At 45.8% G+C, this 16,241-nt stretch carries 15 protein-coding genes and 1 pseudogene; 10 read left to right on the top strand and 6 right to left on the bottom strand.

The features are described 5' to 3' along the window. From QUB13_RS23400 to QUB13_RS23375, 6 genes and pseudogenes are all read left to right on the top strand, one after another. A pseudogene (locus tag QUB13_RS23400) lies at window positions 1-309 on the top strand (hypothetical protein); the annotation flags it as partial. 48 nt (window positions 310-357) lie between these two features. Continuing rightward, the gene (locus QUB13_RS23395; RefSeq protein WP_194012477.1) at window positions 358-1,149 is read left to right on the top strand and encodes an ABC transporter permease; all 792 of its coding nucleotides are present in this window, start codon (window positions 358-360) and stop codon (window positions 1,147-1,149) included. A 158-nt stretch (window positions 1,150-1,307) separates the two neighbouring features. Beyond that, complete coding sequence (locus QUB13_RS23390) at window positions 1,308-2,207, top strand: Rpn family recombination-promoting nuclease/putative transposase (RefSeq protein ID WP_333385448.1); 900 nt, start codon at window positions 1,308-1,310, stop codon at window positions 2,205-2,207. 43 nt (window positions 2,208-2,250) lie between these two features. Further along, window positions 2,251-4,338: a Gldg family protein gene (locus QUB13_RS23385; RefSeq protein WP_333385444.1), complete on the top strand. Its 2,088-nt coding sequence runs from the start codon at window positions 2,251-2,253 to the stop codon at window positions 4,336-4,338. Window positions 4,339-4,513: 175 nt separating this feature from the next. After that, on the top strand, window positions 4,514-5,221 hold the full coding sequence (locus QUB13_RS23380; RefSeq protein WP_333385441.1) for a DUF4340 domain-containing protein: 708 nt from the start codon (window positions 4,514-4,516) through the stop codon (window positions 5,219-5,221). 187 nt (window positions 5,222-5,408) lie between these two features. Then, complete coding sequence (locus QUB13_RS23375; RefSeq protein ID WP_194071218.1) at window positions 5,409-6,539, top strand: ABC transporter ATP-binding protein; 1,131 nt, start codon at window positions 5,409-5,411, stop codon at window positions 6,537-6,539. Between the two features lie 207 nt (window positions 6,540-6,746). Here the strand turns inward: QUB13_RS23375 and QUB13_RS23370 are convergent, their stop codons facing one another. Next, complete coding sequence (locus QUB13_RS23370; protein ID WP_333385438.1) at window positions 6,747-6,869, bottom strand: hypothetical protein; 123 nt, start codon at window positions 6,867-6,869, stop codon at window positions 6,747-6,749. Window positions 6,870-6,912: 43 nt separating this feature from the next. On the opposite strand from QUB13_RS23370, the gene QUB13_RS23365 reads away from it, so the two are divergent. Together QUB13_RS23365 and QUB13_RS23360 are read left to right on the top strand one after the other, a co-directional pair. Continuing rightward, the gene (locus QUB13_RS23365; RefSeq protein ID WP_333093573.1) at window positions 6,913-8,043 is read left to right on the top strand and encodes an ABC transporter substrate-binding protein; all 1,131 of its coding nucleotides are present in this window, start codon (window positions 6,913-6,915) and stop codon (window positions 8,041-8,043) included. Between the two features lie 155 nt (window positions 8,044-8,198). Beyond that, a complete protein-coding gene (locus tag QUB13_RS23360) occupies window positions 8,199-9,110 on the top strand; it encodes an ABC transporter permease (RefSeq protein ID WP_333385434.1) in 912 nt (303 codons plus the stop codon). A gap of 91 nt (window positions 9,111-9,201) precedes the next feature. Here QUB13_RS23360 and QUB13_RS23355 read toward each other — a convergent pair whose 3' ends face one another. Then, window positions 9,202-9,441, bottom strand: coding sequence for a hypothetical protein (locus QUB13_RS23355; RefSeq protein WP_333385430.1), 240 nt, complete (start codon window positions 9,439-9,441; stop codon window positions 9,202-9,204). A 39-nt stretch (window positions 9,442-9,480) separates the two neighbouring features. Here QUB13_RS23355 and QUB13_RS23350 point away from each other — a divergent pair, with 39 nt between their 5' ends. After that, entirely contained in the window at window positions 9,481-10,326 is an 846-nt protein-coding gene (locus QUB13_RS23350; protein ID WP_333385427.1) for an ABC transporter permease, read from the top strand. Between the two features lie 489 nt (window positions 10,327-10,815). Here QUB13_RS23350 and QUB13_RS23345 read toward each other — a convergent pair whose 3' ends face one another. Together QUB13_RS23345 and QUB13_RS23340 are read right to left on the bottom strand one after the other, a co-directional pair. Further along, entirely contained in the window at window positions 10,816-11,631 is an 816-nt protein-coding gene (locus tag QUB13_RS23345) for an acyl-CoA desaturase (protein WP_333385424.1), read from the bottom strand. Between the two features lie 486 nt (window positions 11,632-12,117). Further along, window positions 12,118-12,930 (bottom strand): acyl-CoA desaturase, encoded by an 813-nt coding sequence (locus QUB13_RS23340; protein ID WP_194011153.1) that lies wholly within the window; start codon window positions 12,928-12,930, stop codon window positions 12,118-12,120. Window positions 12,931-13,011: 81 nt separating this feature from the next. Between QUB13_RS23340 and QUB13_RS23335 the strand changes: the two genes are divergently transcribed. Further along, window positions 13,012-14,244 carry a methionine gamma-lyase family protein gene (locus QUB13_RS23335; protein WP_333385421.1) on the top strand — a complete coding sequence of 411 codons (1,233 nt, stop codon included), beginning with the start codon at window positions 13,012-13,014 and terminating at the stop codon, window positions 14,242-14,244. Between the two features lie 8 nt (window positions 14,245-14,252). On the opposite strand, the gene QUB13_RS23330 is transcribed toward QUB13_RS23335, so the two are convergent. Together QUB13_RS23330 and devC are read right to left on the bottom strand one after the other, a co-directional pair. Continuing rightward, entirely contained in the window at window positions 14,253-14,990 is a 738-nt protein-coding gene (locus QUB13_RS23330; RefSeq protein ID WP_333385418.1) for a DevA family ABC transporter ATP-binding protein, read from the bottom strand. A 94-nt stretch (window positions 14,991-15,084) separates the two neighbouring features. Beyond that, window positions 15,085-16,239, bottom strand: coding sequence for an ABC transporter permease DevC (gene devC / locus QUB13_RS23325; protein ID WP_333385417.1), 1,155 nt, complete (start codon window positions 16,237-16,239; stop codon window positions 15,085-15,087). Window positions 16,240-16,241: the final 2 nt, after the last annotated feature.

Genomic DNA, 16,241 nt, shown 5'->3' with positions numbered 1-16,241 from the left:
AGAGAAATTTCTCAACCAGAACCGATTGTCGAAAATCTCGAAATTCCACAAATCGTAGAGTCGAGAGAAATTTCTCAACCAGAACCGATTGTCGAAAATCTCGAAATTCCACAAATTGTAGAATCTAGAGAAATTTCTCAGCCAGAACCACCCCCAGTTGTAACAAACCGGAAGCTTAAAAAAAAGCCACAACCGACTAGCGATTCTCAACCAGAACCGCCACCCCTTACCAGAAAGCGACAAATAGAAAAAAATACCCAAAATACCAAAGACAGCGAACCAAACCCACCAGCCGACAAAACAGAATGAACCAATTACCAACTACCCAATCCCCAATCCCCAATTCCCAGGTTAGTAATGATTAGTAATATCATCGCCATTTATCGCAAAGAACTCCAAAGCTATTTTGCATCGCCATTAGCATACGCCATCGCCGCCGTCTTTTGGCTGATTACCGGCTACTTCTTAATCGCCATTCTCCTCGCCCCCGACGGGTTAATTCCCCAAATTGCCCAGCGAGATCAAATGGGAATTACCGAACCTCCCATCGACGTAGCCTACGAATTTCTCCAACTATTTCTGCGAATCATGGGTTCCCTTTCACTGTTCGTGCTACCCGCACTTTCAATGGGACTTTACGCAGAAGAACGCAAGCGCGGAACCCTAGAACTTTTAGCCACATCGCCCTTAACAAACTGGGCCGTTGCTACCGGCAAACTCCTCGGCGTTTTGACATTTTACACCACAATGTTGTTGCCCCTGCTCTTCTGCGAGGCGATCGCCCTCAGTTCATCAACCCCACCCGTACCCGCCGGTGTCCTCCTGTTAGGACACGGCGGCCTCATCCTCCTAGCAGCAGCAGTATTGTCCCTCGGAATGTTTATTTCCTCCCTCACAGACAGCACAATTTTATCCGCCATCCTCACCTTCACTCTAGTATTATTTCTGTGGGTAATTGATGCCGCCGCCGTCGGTATTAGCGGCCCCTTCGGAGTCGCATTAGCACAGTTATCGCTACTAACACATTACACCAATCTAGTCAAGGGAGTTTTCGATACCAGCAGTTTAATTATGTTTGCCAGTTACATCATTCTAGGAGTATTTCTCACCGCCCAATCCATCGATGCCTTACGATATCAGCGTTCTTAGAAAGGGAAGGGAGAAGTGGGACCGGAAGAGAATGTGAGAGTGGGAGAATTGCCCAATTCCCAATCCCTCCACTTCGCTCCGCCCAATGCCCTGTTTGGCCAATTCCCAATGCCCAATGACTAATTAGTAATGTTAAATCCTACAAAGTACCTCAAACAATGAAATTAATTAATCCAAAAATAGACTTTGCGTTCAAAAAAATATTCGCTTCCAGCGACAGCAAAGACATCCTAATTAATTTTTTAAACGCCATCCTTTATGAAGCACAGCCCGTCATCGAAGACTTAGAAATAATCAAATCCCAACCAGGAAATCAAACTTTCGGAGTAGACACACAACTAGATGTCAAAGCCACAATAAACGGCGACCGAATCGCCCTCATTGAAATTCAAGTAATCAACGTCCCTTCCTTCGGAACCAGAGTTTTGTACAACGCAGCTAAAACCTACAGCCTGCAATTAACACGAGAAGAACGCTACGAAAGACTCAAAACAGTAATTTCTTTAAAAATTGCCGACTTTGAAATGTTTGGAAACCAACCAGAATTTCTGACGCGATTTGTTTTCAAAGAAAAAGAGCAGCAGTTTGATTATCCCGATACTGAAATAGAATTAGTATTTATAGAACTGCCCAAATTTACCAAAGAATTAGCAGAATTAGAAACCACCGCAGACCGATGGATTTACCTTCTCAAAAACACCAGCACTTTGGATACAGTACCAGAAACACTGAGTGCAGTCCCCGAAATTGAGAAAGCTTTGAGAATGGCCAGCGAAGACAAGTTCACTCAGGAAGAATTAAATGAATTGCAGAACCAAGAACTGTGGATTGAAGACCAGCAGATTGCCATAGAGTTAGCAAAAGAACAGGTAACAAAAGCCGCTCATTTATCGTTAATTTTGCGTCAAATCGTGCGGCGTTTAGGCACAATCCAACCAGAAACCGAAAATTGCATCCGTCAATTAGGCGTGCAGGAATTACAAGAATTAGGAGATGCCGTCCTGGATTTTCAACAGCAGTCAGACTTAACAGCCTGGTTGCAGGCTAATGCAATATGAATAACATTCTCGAACCGGAAAATTATCGTCCCATATTTATGTTATGAAAATTAAGAAAACCAATTGGAAATATATTTTTTGGCTGGGCCCCCTCCTCATCGCAGCGGGTTTAACAGCAGCATTTGTATCCGCAGCATGGGAACCCCTGACAGTCGGTTTAGTTATTGCCGGAACGGTGACGATCGCACTTTGGCTGCTATATTTAACTCACGAACAAGGCTTTTGGGGGCAGCGTTCCACCCAAGCCGGCACCAACGCCCTCATTGCTACCATCGCAGTATTTGTGATTCTCGGAATAATTAACTTCATCGCATTTCGCTATCCCCTCCGCATCGACTTAACCGAAAGCCAACAGTTTACCCTCGCCCCCCAGACTAAACAAATACTGCAAAACCTCCAACAACCAGTCAAAGTATGGGTATTTGACCCCATTCAAAATCCCCAAACAAAAGAACTGTTGCAAAGCTACAAACGCGAGGGAGGTTCCAAGTTCCAATACGAATTTGTAGACCCGCAGGCCCAACCGGGAAAAGCCAGGGAATTTAGCATTACCAGCATTGGAGAAGTTTACCTGCAGTCCGGTGACAAAAAACAAGAGCTGCAAAAAGGCGGGACAGCTTTTGGTAGCGACCCCAATCAAGGTCTTTCAGAAATTAAACTTACCAATGGCTTAGAAGAAATTCTGAGCACTCGCAATCCTACAGTTTACTTTTTGCAAGGTAAAGGAACGCGCCCGCTGAAAGAAGGTCAAGGCGGAATTGAGCAAGCCCAAAAAGCTCTGAAAGATAAATACTATAACGCCCAAACGCTGAATTTTGCCGAACGCCAAGAAGTCCCGGAAGATGCGGATGCTTTAATTATTGCTGGGCCAGAACAACCGTTTACCGATGTAGAAATTAAAGCGCTAAAAGCTTATCTCGATCGCGGCGGCAGTTTATTCTTAATGGTAGACCCAGCAATTAATACCGGATTGGACAAATTTCTGCAAGAATGGGGCCTAAAATTAGACACCCGTTTGGTCATTGATGCTTCCGGCGGCGGTCAAAGATTCGGTCTGGGCCCGACGGTTCCCACAGTCAGGCGCTACGGCGACAATCCGATTACTAAAAGTTTCGGCACCGGCATTTCATTTTATCCGTTTGCGCGTGCTTTGGAAACCACGCCCGTAGCAGGGATAGAAGAACAACCGCTGCTGTGGACGAGTCAGGAAAGTTGGGCGGAAAGCGATTTGACGACTAAGAAATTGGAGTTCGATCAGAAGACCGATCGACAAGGCCCGTTATTATTAGGTGTGGCTTTAGTGCGATCGGGCGCTGACAGCACTCCCTTAAAACCCTCACCCTCGCCTTCTCCATCTGCGACAACATCGCCATCGCCGACAACTTCGCCATCGCCGACAGATTCGCCATCCCCAACAGATTCGCCATCCCCAACAGATTCGCCATCCCCAACAGATTCGCCATCCCCAACAGATTCGCCATCCCCAACAACTTCACCATCTCCAACAACATCGCCATCTCCAACAACATCGCCATCTCCAACAACTTCGCCATCTCCAACAACTTCGCCGACAGATTCTCCATCGCCGACAGATTCTCCATCCCCGACAACATCGCCATCTCCAACAGATTCGCCATTTCCGACAACATCGCCATCTCCGACAACATCCCCATCTCCAACAACATCGCCGACAGCTTCCCCAATTAGCTACTCAGTGATTGTCTCCCAAGAAGCTACGCCGCCAGTATTACCGACAGCTTCCCCAACACCCACAACATCTCCCGAAAGTTCCCCAACACCCACACCATCTCCGACACCATCTCCGAAGCCAACCACAACTCCTTCTGTACCATCAAGTTCTCAAAAAACATCGCGCATGGTAGTAATTGGCACATCTCAATTTGTGACTAACGGTTGGTTTGAGCAACAACTCAATAGTGACGTATTTCTCAACTCTGTCAGTTGGTTGAGTAAACCAGACCAACAAAGCCTTTCTATAAGTCCGAAAAAATCTACCAACCGTCGCATTAATATGACGGTCATCCAAATAGGATTGCTGATTTTAGCTTGGCTAGTTTGGCCCTTACTCGGACTGGTAATTGGTGGCACTATCTGGTGGAAGAGAAGATAAATTAGTTGTCAGTTGTCAGTTGTCAGTTGTCAGTTGTCAGTTGCTAATTGTTAATCCTTTGATGTGGCAAATAACAAATAACAAATAACAAATAACCAACAGTCAACAGTCAACAGTCAACAGTCAACAGTCAACAGTCAATAATGCCCAATGCCCAATCCCTCCGCTTCGCCCAATGCCCAATGCCCAATTCCCAATGCCCAATGCCCAATGCCCAATTCCCAATGCCCAATTCCCAGTTATTATGAAATTGCAGAAAAATACATTTGTATTGATAGCCGTCGCGCTAAGCATGATTGGGTTTGTTTCTGTGTACGAAATGCAGGTGTCTCCCCAGCAGGAAGCGGCGAAGGAAAACAAACAGAAAATTTTTAATTTTAAGTCCGATCGCATACAATTTTTTACAGTAAAAACTCCTGAAAAAATCTTGACTTTTCAGCGAGTTTATGCTACAAAAGGAGGCAAGTCTAGCTGGGAAATGAAATTGCCGGTGCAAGCGCACGCGAGTGAGGCTTCGGTGGATTTTTTGCTAGACAGGCTGGCGACAGGAAAGAGCGATCGCACGATTAATACTACCGCGGCTAAACTCCCAGAATACGGTCTAGACAAACCCCAAGCTACAGTCACAGTCAAGCTGGACAACCAGGAAACTCACCGCCTAGTTTTAGGGAAAACAGACTTTAGCGGCCGCTTCTTGTACGCTCTAGCCAATCCGGGGGAAGCGCCCCCTCCAAATTCAGCCGAAAATTTGCCCGTGCTGCTAGTGCCTTTTGACTTTAAAAATGCTGTCAATCGACCTTTGTCAGAATGGCAAAAAGCAGAAGCACCCAAACCAGAGAAATCACCAACACCATCTCCTACTCCAATTCCTGAGAATCAATAGTTGGGGAGTCGATCGAACTCGATCGCGCGACACAAAACATTCAGACTTACCCAGGAACACTCTGAGATAGAATTGAAAGAACAAATCCCAAAACCTGTTACATCGAACATTCCTCGCCTAAAATACAGAAAAATCTAAAGTTAAACTGTATTCAAGCGGCGTGCATTAACCCCAGGAAAGGGCGAATATGTTTCAGACAGCACTCAACCAAGGTACGACAGCAACGGATACAGCGCTTGACGTTGAACTCCGCAAGGTCTTTAAAGTATTTAACGGCGAAACCGCGGTTCGCGGAGTTGACATCAGCATTCGACAAGGAGAATTTTTTAGCATTCTCGGCCCCTCCGGCTGCGGTAAGACTACGACGCTGCGTTTAATCGCTGGCTTCGAGACTCCCTCGGCGGGCGAATTGATGATTCGCGGCCAGTCGATGACTAACACTCCAGCTTACCGCCGTCCGGTAAATACCGTGTTTCAAAGCTACGCTTTGTTCGGACACATGAATGTCTGGGACAATATCGCTTTTGGACTGCGGATTAAAAAATTGGGGAAAACGGAAATTGAAGAACGGGTAAAAGAAGTTTTGCAATTGGTGAAAATGGAATCTTTCGCCAACCGGTTTCCCGGTCAAATGTCGGGCGGCCAGCAGCAGCGGGTGGCTTTGGCGAGAGCTCTGGTAAATCGACCGGCGGTACTACTGCTAGATGAACCGCTGGGGGCTCTAGATTTGAAATTGCGGAAGCAGATGCAGTTGGAACTGTCGAATTTGCATCAAGAATTAGGCTTGACTTTTGTGATGGTGACTCACGACCAAGAAGAGGCGATGAGTCTGTCAGACAGGATTGCGGTGATGCACGAGGGCCGAATTGAGCAAATCGGTTCTCCCGAAGAAATTTATGAGTGTCCGCAGACGGCTTTTGTGGCGGATTTTATTGGGGATACGAATTTGTTTTCTGGTACGGTGGAGTCGATCGACCGATCGACTCTCACAGTTCGCACCTCGGCCAATCTGAAAATAATCGTTCAGCAGTCAGATATGTGGAATGGTGTCACAGGCGACTCTGTGGTGGTCAGCGTCCGACCGGAAAAAGTATATTTGAATCTATACCAGCCGGAAGTGTCGGTCAACTGTTTTGAAGGGCGGCTCAAAAATACTATGTACATGGGCACTCACGTTCATTACGTGGTTGAGTTGACCTCTGGCGATAAAATTACGGTGCGCCAGCCAAATACCGGCGGCTCTTTCCCAGACCAAAACACGCCGATTTATGCCTACTGGGGAACTACTGATTGCCTTGCTTTGGGCGATCGATCCTAATGAGGAAGAGGGGGAGAATGGGAGAGGGGGAGAGAGGGAGAGGGTGAGAATGGGAGAGGGGGAGAGAGGGAGAGGGTGAGAATGGGAGAGGGGGAGAGGGGGAGAATGGGAGAGGGGGAGAGAGGGAGAGAGGGAGAGGGGGAAAATGGGAAAATAGGAGAATTCCCAATGCCCAATGCCCAATTCCCAATTCTCAATTCCCAATTCTCAATGCCCAATTCTCAATGCCCAATTCTCAATGCCCAATTCCCAATGCCCAATTCCCAATGCCCAATTCCCAATTCCCAATTCCCAATTCCCAATGCCCAATTCCCAATTCCCAATCCCCAATTCCCCAATCTAAAATCTAAAATCTAAAATCTAAAATCAAACTGTGCCTCCGACAAATCTACCAATTTCCAGGATTTTCCCGGCTAATTCGACACGCCGTCAGTTCCTAAAAAATTCGGCGGCGACAATTTCCGGCTTAGCCCTTTCGAGTTGCGGCTGGCGACTGGCAGACGTACAATCTGCTCCTCCCGTCACAGGTGCTGCCGACCAACTTTTCATCTATACTTGGGCTGGCTATACCGATAAAGCTTTGCTCGATCGCTTTGCCGAAAAAACAGGCATTCGCGTAGTAGCCGACGTGTTTAGTTCCAACGAAGAAATGCTGGCTAGAGTTCAAGCCGGCGGAGGCCGCGCCTACAGCATCATTTACCCGTCTGACTACATGGTGGTTCAGATGACCGAACTGGAGCTGTTGACTAAATTAGACCACTCGATTTTGGGCGGACTCGATCGGCTCAAAAAACAGTTCCAAAACCCTGTCTACGACCCAGGAAACCGCTACAGCGTCCCTTTGAGTTGGGGAACCACAGGCTTGATTTACAACAGCGAACAACTCAAAGAAGCTCCGGTCGATTGGAACTATTTGTGGCAACACAAACAGGAGTTAGCAAGACGAATGACGCTAGCAAGCGATGTTCGAGAAGTTATGGGTGCTGCGTTGCGGATGCTTGGCTATTCCCTCAATTCTACGAACCCAGAGCAAGTCAAAAAAGCTTACGAAAAGTTGGTGGAGCTCAAACCTGCGATCGCATCTTTTACCACAGATGCTTGGCGGCCGCAAATGCTGACTGGCGATTTGAAGATAGCCATGTGTTATTCTTCTGATGCTAATGAAGTAATTCCAGATAACGATAAATTGAAATATATCGTGCCAAAAAGTGGTTCTTCTTTGTGGACAGACACTTTAGTAATTCCCAAAGGTGCTCCCAATCCCGAAGCAGCTTATAAATGGATTAACTTTATGCTGCAAGCCGATATCGCTGCTTCTTTAGTAGAACGGCTCAGTTTTTCAACTCCTTCGGAAGATGCTTTTAGTTTGTTAACGCCGGAAGTCCGCGAAAACGAAATTCTTTTCCCCTCGGAAGCTGTTTTAAGAAATTGCGAAGGTGTTGCTCCGGTAGGGAAATTTATGGAAGTGTACGATCGCTATTGGACTAAATTAACCAGCGGCTGATCCTCACCTGTAGGGCGGACTTTACACGCAATCTCTGACTTTTATCCAAATTTTACATCAATCCGCCCCCACAGTCGATCGCCCACTGCATACATCCGTATTATATCCGCGTTAATCCGCGTTCATCAGCGGTTAAAAAATCAAAACTATTATTTATGGCTGTTTCCACCAAAGCTCCCCCTCCGATTCCTCCCACAGATCCCGTAAAAGCTGAAACCGCCTCCCCGTGGTCGTCGTGGGCTGGGCCGCTAGCATTGCTCGGCCCTTCTGGCTTGTTCCTAGTTTTATTATTAGTAATACCAACTCTGGTGATTTTTCAGCTTAGTTTGGTACCAAATATTAAGCCGGGAGATTTGGTGAATCCTTCGGGAATCGGCAACTACCTGCGAGTGTTTGAACCGCTGAATTTGCAGGTGATGGGTCGATCGCTCTTTTTCGCAACTGGAACTACCATACTCTGTTTGGTGCTGGGATTTCCCGTCGCTTACTGGATAGCCCTCAATGTCTCGCCGAAGTGGCGGAATTTAACATTATTGGGCTTTGTGTTGCCGCTGTGGACTTCTTCGCTGTTGCGATCGTATGCTTGGATTACAATACTGCGTCCTACGGGCGTTCTCAACTCGGTCTTAGCCCTTGTAGGCATCCCTCCTCTAGAATTGTTAAATCAAAGTTCCGCCGTTCTCATCGGCATGGCTTACAGCTATTTGCCTTATATCGTCACAATTCTCTACGCTTCTTTGGAAAAGCTCGATCGCAGATTGTTAGAAGCATCTCAAGATTTGGGCGCGAATCCGGTAGAAACTTTCTGGAAAGTGACAGTACCTCAAACAATGCCGGGAATTGCAGCAGGCTCTTTGCTAGTATTTATTAGCTGTCTGGGCGATTTTGTCGATCCCGAATTGCTCGGTGGAGCTTCCAGCATGACAGCCGCTCGTTTGATTTACAATCAGTTTTTGGGAGCAACACAAAATTGGGGGCTGGGTTCGGCTCTGAGTATGGTATTAATTTTTGCAGTGAGTATCGGAATTGCCCTTTTGCTCAAATATGGCGATCGTAATGCAGTTTAGTCAGTAGTCAGTAGTCAGTAGTTATTGGTTATTGGTTATTGGTTATTGGTTATTGGTTATTTGTTATTTGTTATTTGTTATTGGTTATTTGTTAATTCCAATTCCCAATTCCCAATTCCCAATTACCAATTACCAATTCCCAATTCCCAATTACCAATTCCCAATTACCAATTCCCAATTCCAATTCCCAATTCCCAATTACCAATTCCCAATCCCCAATTCCCAATCCCCAATTCCCAATTCCCAATTCCCAATTCCCAATTCCCAATTCCCAATTCCCAATTCCCAATTCCCAATCCCCAATTCCCAATTCCCAATTCCCAATTCCCAATTCCCAATTCCCAAATTACCAATTCGCGATTAACGAGACATGGAAAATCCCACCAACAATCCACAGGAGGAAATACCACCCGATATGTACTTAAAACCTAAATTTAAAATTTCTTGGCAAGTCATATTTGCCATCTCCATGTTTTTTTATATGTACCTACCCATATTGGTACTCACATTTTACAGCTTTAACAAATCGCGTTTTAGTGCCGGCTGGGAAGGATTTACCTTAAATTGGTACGTTCAATTATTTAGCGATACGCGAATATTAATTGCCCTCAGAAATAGTTTAACAGTCGCTATTTGTGCAGTTGCAATCTCGGCTGTACTCGGAACTTTAATGGCCGTTGGTTTAGCCCGCTACCGCTTTCCTGGGAAAAGTTTATATCAGGGAGTTTCCTACTTGCCGATTATTATTCCAGATATTGCCAGCGCGGTTGCTACTCTGGTATTTTTAGCAGCCCTCGCTATTCCTCTAAGTTTGTGGACAATTGTCGCCGCCCACGTTGTGTTTTGTCTGGCTTACATCGCTCTAGCTGTTTCTACTAGATTGGCGGATTTAAACCCATATTTAGAAGAAGCTGCCTTAGATTTGGGTGCAACACCTGTTGAGGCTTTTATGCAGGTTTTATTACCTCAATTATTACCTGGTATTGTTTCTGGTTGTCTGCTGTCTTTTGTCCTCAGCATGGACGATTTTTTGATTGCGAGTTTCACCGCAGGTAGCGGGACTACAACTCTGCCGATGGAAATTTTTAGCCGGATTCGGACTGGAGTGAAACCTGATATTAATGCTCTCAGCGTGCTGTTAATAGTAGGTTCGGGAGGATTGGCATTTTTAGCAGAATATTTGCGCGGCCGCAGCGACCAAAAACGGTCTCATTAGTCAGTAGTCAGTAGTCATTAGTCAGTAGTCATTAGTCATTAGTCAGTAGTCAGTAGTCATTAGTCATTGCTCGTTACCAGGCTCTGCCTGGTAATGCAGGTGCGGAGGCTCTGCCTCCTTTGATGTGGCAACTTACAGGAGAGAGGACTGTAGGAGGTGTTTAAGTTATTAAGTTTTCGATCCTTAGTCAGTAGTCATTAGTCAGTAGTCATTAGTCATATCGTTTCCGGTTGCATCGGAATAATAAAATCGAGTCAACAGTTAATACTCAACAATTCAGTTTTTCGACCCGCAGTCAACAGTCAACAGTCAACAGTCAACAGTCAACAATTCCCCAGGAGTGCAACGGGAATTGATATCACTGGTTATTAGTCACTGGTTATTAGTCACAAAAAAACCGGGTTTCTCAAAGAAACCCGGTTTCTGAAGCGGTAAGGTGCGCGGTTCGGCACACCCTAAAGAGGTTCTGCCTCTAGGACTGAATTACTGCTATTTTGCTGGTAATTTAACCTTACTAGCCAAACCTAGCGCTTCCAAGACTTGAATTGTCATCCAAGTAAAGTCAATTTCCCACCATTTCATACCGTGACGGGCAGAGTATTGAAAAGCGTGGTGATTGTTGTGCCAGCCTTCGCCGTAAGTCAAAACCGCAACCCACCAACAATTAGTAGAACTATCTTTAGTTTCGTAGGTGCGGTAGCCAAACTTGTGAGTTGCACTGTTTACAAACCAAGTGCAGTGATACACCAAAATTAAGCGGACAAAAATTACCCAAACTACAAAGGGCCAGCCTGCGGCGAAGTAAAGCAACACGCCAAAGACGATTTGTATGGGGAGAAAGTAGTTTTGCAAAAATTGGTAAAACGGATCGCTGGAAATGTCTTTTGTGCAGCGAGCAATTTCAGCGTGGGCGGGGCCTTTATAAAGCATCCAGCCGAGGTGACTCCACCAAAAACCATTCTGGGCATTGTGAGGGTCGAGCGCATTTTGGTCGGAGTGGGTGTGGTGCAAGCGGTGCAGCCCAACCCAATCAATTATTCCTCCTTGACAGGCCAGGGCTCCGCAAAATGCTAGAAAGTATTCTACGAATTTTGGTGTCTGAAAGCTGCGGTGGGTGAGTAGGCGGTGCCATCCGAGAGTTATTCCTAAACCGCCGGTGATCCAGTGCATGAATACTGTTAAACCAACTGCTGTCCAGTTGAAGTTACTCGGTAAAAATGCGAACAAAGCTCCGATATGCAGTCCTGCTAAACTAATAACGTGCTTCCAATTGTATTGGAGTTTTTCTTGTGTTGCTATTGTCATTCTTTTTTTTGATTTCTGATGAGATGCAGACTGGAATTCACGTATAAGAGTTTGGATTGAGTCGCGAACTGTTTTGGTGCACGCTTGCCCAAACTGAGCGAGAATGAATGATAGATTTGGGAGTGTCTGTGTTTTGCATTTAATAGTGCTATCGGGAGTTCCCGACAGCACGCTTTGTAAAAAATGCTTTTTTTAAAAAATCAGATGCTCCCCTAGATTTTGGATGAGGATCGAAAAAGATTTACGATTTAATTGTGAAATTAAAAATTTTGGCGGCAAAACAAAATTTTTTGTTTCTGGTTCTATTATAACTGATTGTGGTGTTGGTTGGGTCGATCGCGCCAGATGATTCAATCTGTGTTCAACGCAACCTGACCCGATCGCCAAAACTGGCTAATTAGTCAGTTGGCAGTTGGCAGTTGGCAGTTGGCAGTTGGCAGTCAACAATGCCCAATTACCAATTACCAATTACCAATTATCAACTGACTATTTTTCTGCTAATTTCACTTTGGTTGCCAAACCCAGCGATTGTAGCAGTTGAATAGTCATCCAAGTGATGTCGATTTCCCACCATTGGAGACCGTGGCGAGCGGAGTATTGAAAGGCGTGGTGGTTGTTGTGCCAGCCTTCACCGTAGGTGAGGACAGCAACCCACCAGCAGTTGGTCGAGCCATCGCCCGACTCGTAGGTGCGGTAGCCAAATTTGTGGGTAGCGCTGTTAACCAGCCAAGTGCAGTGGAACACCACCACGATCCGCATAAATACGCCCCAAACCACGAAAGACCAGCCGCCTAATAAATAAAGCAACACACCGAACACGACTTGGATGGGTATAAAATATGCTTGGAGAAACTTGTATACTGGGTCGTCGCCGATGTCTTTGGTAAAGCGAGGAATTTCAACTCTGATCGGTAGATCCGAGAGCATCCAGCCCATGTGGCTCCACCAGAAGCCTTGATTAGAATCGTGGGGGTCTGTTTCGGTGTCAGAATGTATGTGGTGTAATCGGTGCATTCCTACCCAGTCGATCGGGCCGCCTTCACAGGACAGGGTGCCACAAATAACTAGAAAATACTCTAGCCATTTGGGTGTTTGAAAACTGCGGTGCGTAACGAGACGGTGAAATCCTAGAGTAATCCCTAAACCACCTGTTACCCAGTGCAGGAATACTGCTAAGCCGACAGCAGACCAGCTAAAATTACCCGGCAGTAAAGCAAATAAAGCGCCGATGTGCAGAAAGGCCATAAAGCCTATGACAGGCCAATCAGGAGAAGTTTTTTTGGAAGTTGCAATCGTCATGAATATATTATGTTTACAAACTAGAGGCCGTATTTACGCGATAATCGACGGCGCGCACGCAAATGGTGAGCGAGGTTATAGATGAATAGCGTTTCACGGCTACAGGAAGCAGAACAGGCACTCTTTCAGATTTTTTCTGGTATTGACGCAACAGTCAAGCAAAATCTTCAACGAGTCTTAAAAGCTTTTCGCAGCCACCGGGTTGGAGTCCAGCATTTTGCAGGGGTTACGGGTTACGGCCACGACGATTTGGGTCGGGAAACTTTAGACGCGGTGTTTGCCGCGGTAGTAGGGGCAGAGGCGGCGGCTGTGCGGGTACAGTTTGTTTCGGGTACTCACGCGATCGCCTGTGCTCTTTTTGGCATCCTACGTCCTGGTGACGAAATGTTGGCAGTGGCTGGTTCTCCCTACGATACTTTAGAAGAAGTGATCGGCTTGCGGGGGCAAGGTCAAGGTTCACTGATTGAGTTTGGCATTAGTTACCGTGAGTTGCCTCTAACTCGCGAAGGAAGTGTGGATTGGCAGACACTGAGCTCTACTATTTCAGCAAAGACTCGCCTGGTTTTGATCCAGCGCTCTTGCGGTTATTCTTGGCGACCGAGTTTGTCTATTTCTGAGATTAAAAAAATCATCGATCTAGTCAAACATCAGAATCCTAGCACAATTTGCTTTGTTGATAATTGTTACGGGGAGTTTGTTGAGGATTGCGAACCTACTGCTGTGGGTGCGGATCTCATGGCTGGTTCTTTGATCAAAAATCCGGGGGGTACGATCGTCCCCACAGGAGGTTACGTCGCCGGGAGGGCCGATCTGGTAGAAGCGGCAACTTGTCGCTTGACGGCACCGGGAATTGGCAGCAGCGGGGGCGCAACTTTTGATTTGAATCGCTTGCTGTTTCAGGGTTTATTTTTGGCCCCTGGGTTTGTGGGGGAGGCGATGAAGGGTAATCATTTGACGGCTTACGTTTTTTATAAGTTGGGTTATCGGGTGAATCCGATTCCCTTGGCGAGGCGCAGGGATGTGATTCAGGCGATCGAATTCGGTTCTGCTGATAAGTTAATTGCTTTTTGTAGGGCGGTTCAGCAAAATTCTCCGGTGGGTTCCTATTTAGATCCGGTGCCGGCGCCGATGCCGGGGTACGAGAGTCAATTGGTGATGGCTGGAGGTACTTTTATTGATGGGAGTACCTCCGAGTTTTCGGCTGACGGGCCTCTGCGCGAGCCCTATGTGGCTTTTTGTCAGGGGGGAACTCATTGGACTCATGTATCTATCGCCCTCGAAGCTGCGATCGAGGCTGTAGGCCCTGCCAAGTGAAGATGTGATTAAGGTCGATCGGCTAAATTTGTGACTAAACGCCCGTCTTCCATGTAGATAATGCGATCGGCAATATCGAGAATACGGTTGTCGTGCGTCACTAGCAAAATCGTGCAGCCTTGTTCCTTTGCTAGTTTCTGCATGATTTCCACCACATCTCGCCCGGATTGTTTATCTAAAGCCGCCGTAGGTTCGTCCGCTAAAACTATTTTAGGGCGACTGACTAACGCGCGGGCGATCGCCACCCTTTGTTTTTGTCCTCCCGACAAATTTTCAGGGTAATAATTAACGCGATCGGTCAAACCCACAGATTCCAACATGGATATTGACAAAGCATCCATATTCTGATTTAGCATTTCCTTGTGCAATTCCAAAGACATCCGCACATTTTGCTTAGCCGTCAAAAACGTCATCAAGTTATGCGCTTGAAAAATATAACCAATTTGCTTTCTCAACTTAGTTAACTGATTCTTACTAGCGCCGCGTATTTCTTCCCCCAGAATATTGAGACTCCCTTCTTGAGCCGATCGCAGACCACCTAGCATCGTCAATAAAGTCGTTTTCCCCGAACCAGAGGGCCCCGTCATAATTACTATTTCACCGGGGTTAATATCGAGATTAATGTCAAATAAAGCTTGTTTTTTGAGGGAACTTTGACCGAAATAATGGTTGAGATTTTTGACTGAAATTACTGGTTTATTTATGATATTTTTATCGAAATTTGCGGGAGAATTTAGGGTTTGCATAGTGATTTTTGGTGATTTATTTTACCGCTTATTCTTCAGTCGGCGGAGGCAGACTTTGTTTGTGTAGGATCGGTTTCAACCGCCGAGTTTTGTTTTAGAAAATATCTGCCGGATCGGCTGATTGCAATTTCCGCAAAGCCAGCGCCCCAGAACCAGTACACATCACAATCGTCAAACCCAACACAACAGTCGCTCGATTTGCAGTCATCGAAATCGGTAGCAATGTAGCAGATTGAGCCAAAGAATACAACCCGTTAGCCAAAACAATTCCCGGTATAAAGCCCAAAACAGCTAATAACAAAGCTTCCTGAACTAAAACTCCGACTAAATAGCGATCGCTATATCCCATTGCTTTTAAAGTCGCGTACTCAGCCAAGTGATCCGAAACATCCGAATAAAGAATTTGGTAAACAATAATCAGACCAACAACGAACCCGATAATTGTACCGAATCCGAAAATAAAACCAATCGGAGTAGCATTTCCCCAATAAGCCTTTTCTATTTCAGCAAATTCCGCTAAAGTTAAAACTTTGACATCATCCGGCAATATAGCTTTCAACATAGATTGAACTTTGACAATATCAGCCCCAGGCTGCAACTGAATCAAACCCACATCAATTTCATCCGGTTTGCGATCGGGAAATAAATTCATGAACGTAGAATCGCTAGCAATCACATTACCGTCAGCCACAAAGGAAGTACCCAGAGTGAAGACTCCTCCTACTTGAATATTGCGTTTATTTAGTTCAGTTTCGAGGCTAGATTGTTTGTTGAAAATATTGGCAATCTCGCCATATTCAGGTCGAGAAGCTTGGTCAAACAACACATGATTGAACATTTGAATTTTAGCTAGCTTTTGATTGACATCCGGCAAATTAAATGTTGTGCTTCCCGGATCAATCCCAAAAATCAAAATCCCTCGCGTAGTGCGGTTTGTGGGATTTCGCCACTGTCCCATCCCAATATATAATGAACTTACGGACTTGACTCCTGCAACTCCTTGTGCTTGATAAATTCGTTCTCTGTTGAACTGTTTTACCGCAGCAAAAGTTTCAAATTGAGGATTAATTAAAACTAAATCTGTCTGTAAACTTTCGTGCGGCTTAACAGCAGAATCGAAGAGTGCATCTTGAAATCCTAATTGCACAAAAATCAGAATATCTGCAAAGGCAATTCCGGCGATAGCAACCGCAAGACGAGTTTTTTCTCTGGTTACTTGCAACCAAGCAAGGGGTGTTTTGCGAAACATAA

Origin of the sequence: Microcoleus sp. B4-D4 (genome assembly GCF_036705185.1) — a bacterium.
In the GTDB taxonomy this organism is placed as follows: domain Bacteria; phylum Cyanobacteriota; class Cyanobacteriia; order Cyanobacteriales; family Microcoleaceae; genus Microcoleus.
Note: the sequence above shows the minus strand (reverse complement) of the source record. Positions and strands in the feature narration are given on the sequence as shown.

Excerpts from the sequence above, each read along its gene's own strand:
- QUB13_RS23330 (WP_333385418.1), bottom strand. The coding sequence starts at position 14,990 with ATGCAAACCCTAAATTCTCCCGCAAATTTCGATAAAAATATCATAAAT.
- devC (WP_333385417.1), bottom strand. The coding sequence starts at position 16,239 with ATGTTTCGCAAAACACCCCTTGCTTGGTTGCAAGTAACCAGAGAAAAA.
- QUB13_RS23345 (WP_333385424.1), bottom strand. The coding sequence starts at position 11,631 with ATGACAATAGCAACACAAGAAAAACTCCAATACAATTGGAAGCACGTT.
- QUB13_RS23395 (WP_194012477.1), top strand. The coding sequence starts at position 358 with ATGATTAGTAATATCATCGCCATTTATCGCAAAGAACTCCAAAGCTAT.
- QUB13_RS23340 (WP_194011153.1), bottom strand. The coding sequence starts at position 12,930 with ATGACGATTGCAACTTCCAAAAAAACTTCTCCTGATTGGCCTGTCATA.
- QUB13_RS23360 (WP_333385434.1), top strand. The coding sequence starts at position 8,199 with ATGGCTGTTTCCACCAAAGCTCCCCCTCCGATTCCTCCCACAGATCCC.
- QUB13_RS23380 (WP_333385441.1), top strand. The coding sequence starts at position 4,514 with ATGCCCAATGCCCAATTCCCAATGCCCAATGCCCAATGCCCAATTCCC.
- QUB13_RS23385 (WP_333385444.1), top strand. The coding sequence starts at position 2,251 with ATGAAAATTAAGAAAACCAATTGGAAATATATTTTTTGGCTGGGCCCC.
- QUB13_RS23375 (WP_194071218.1), top strand. The coding sequence starts at position 5,409 with ATGTTTCAGACAGCACTCAACCAAGGTACGACAGCAACGGATACAGCG.
- QUB13_RS23350 (WP_333385427.1), top strand. The coding sequence starts at position 9,481 with ATGGAAAATCCCACCAACAATCCACAGGAGGAAATACCACCCGATATG.
- QUB13_RS23390 (WP_333385448.1), top strand. The coding sequence starts at position 1,308 with ATGAAATTAATTAATCCAAAAATAGACTTTGCGTTCAAAAAAATATTC.
- QUB13_RS23335 (WP_333385421.1), top strand. The coding sequence starts at position 13,012 with ATGAATAGCGTTTCACGGCTACAGGAAGCAGAACAGGCACTCTTTCAG.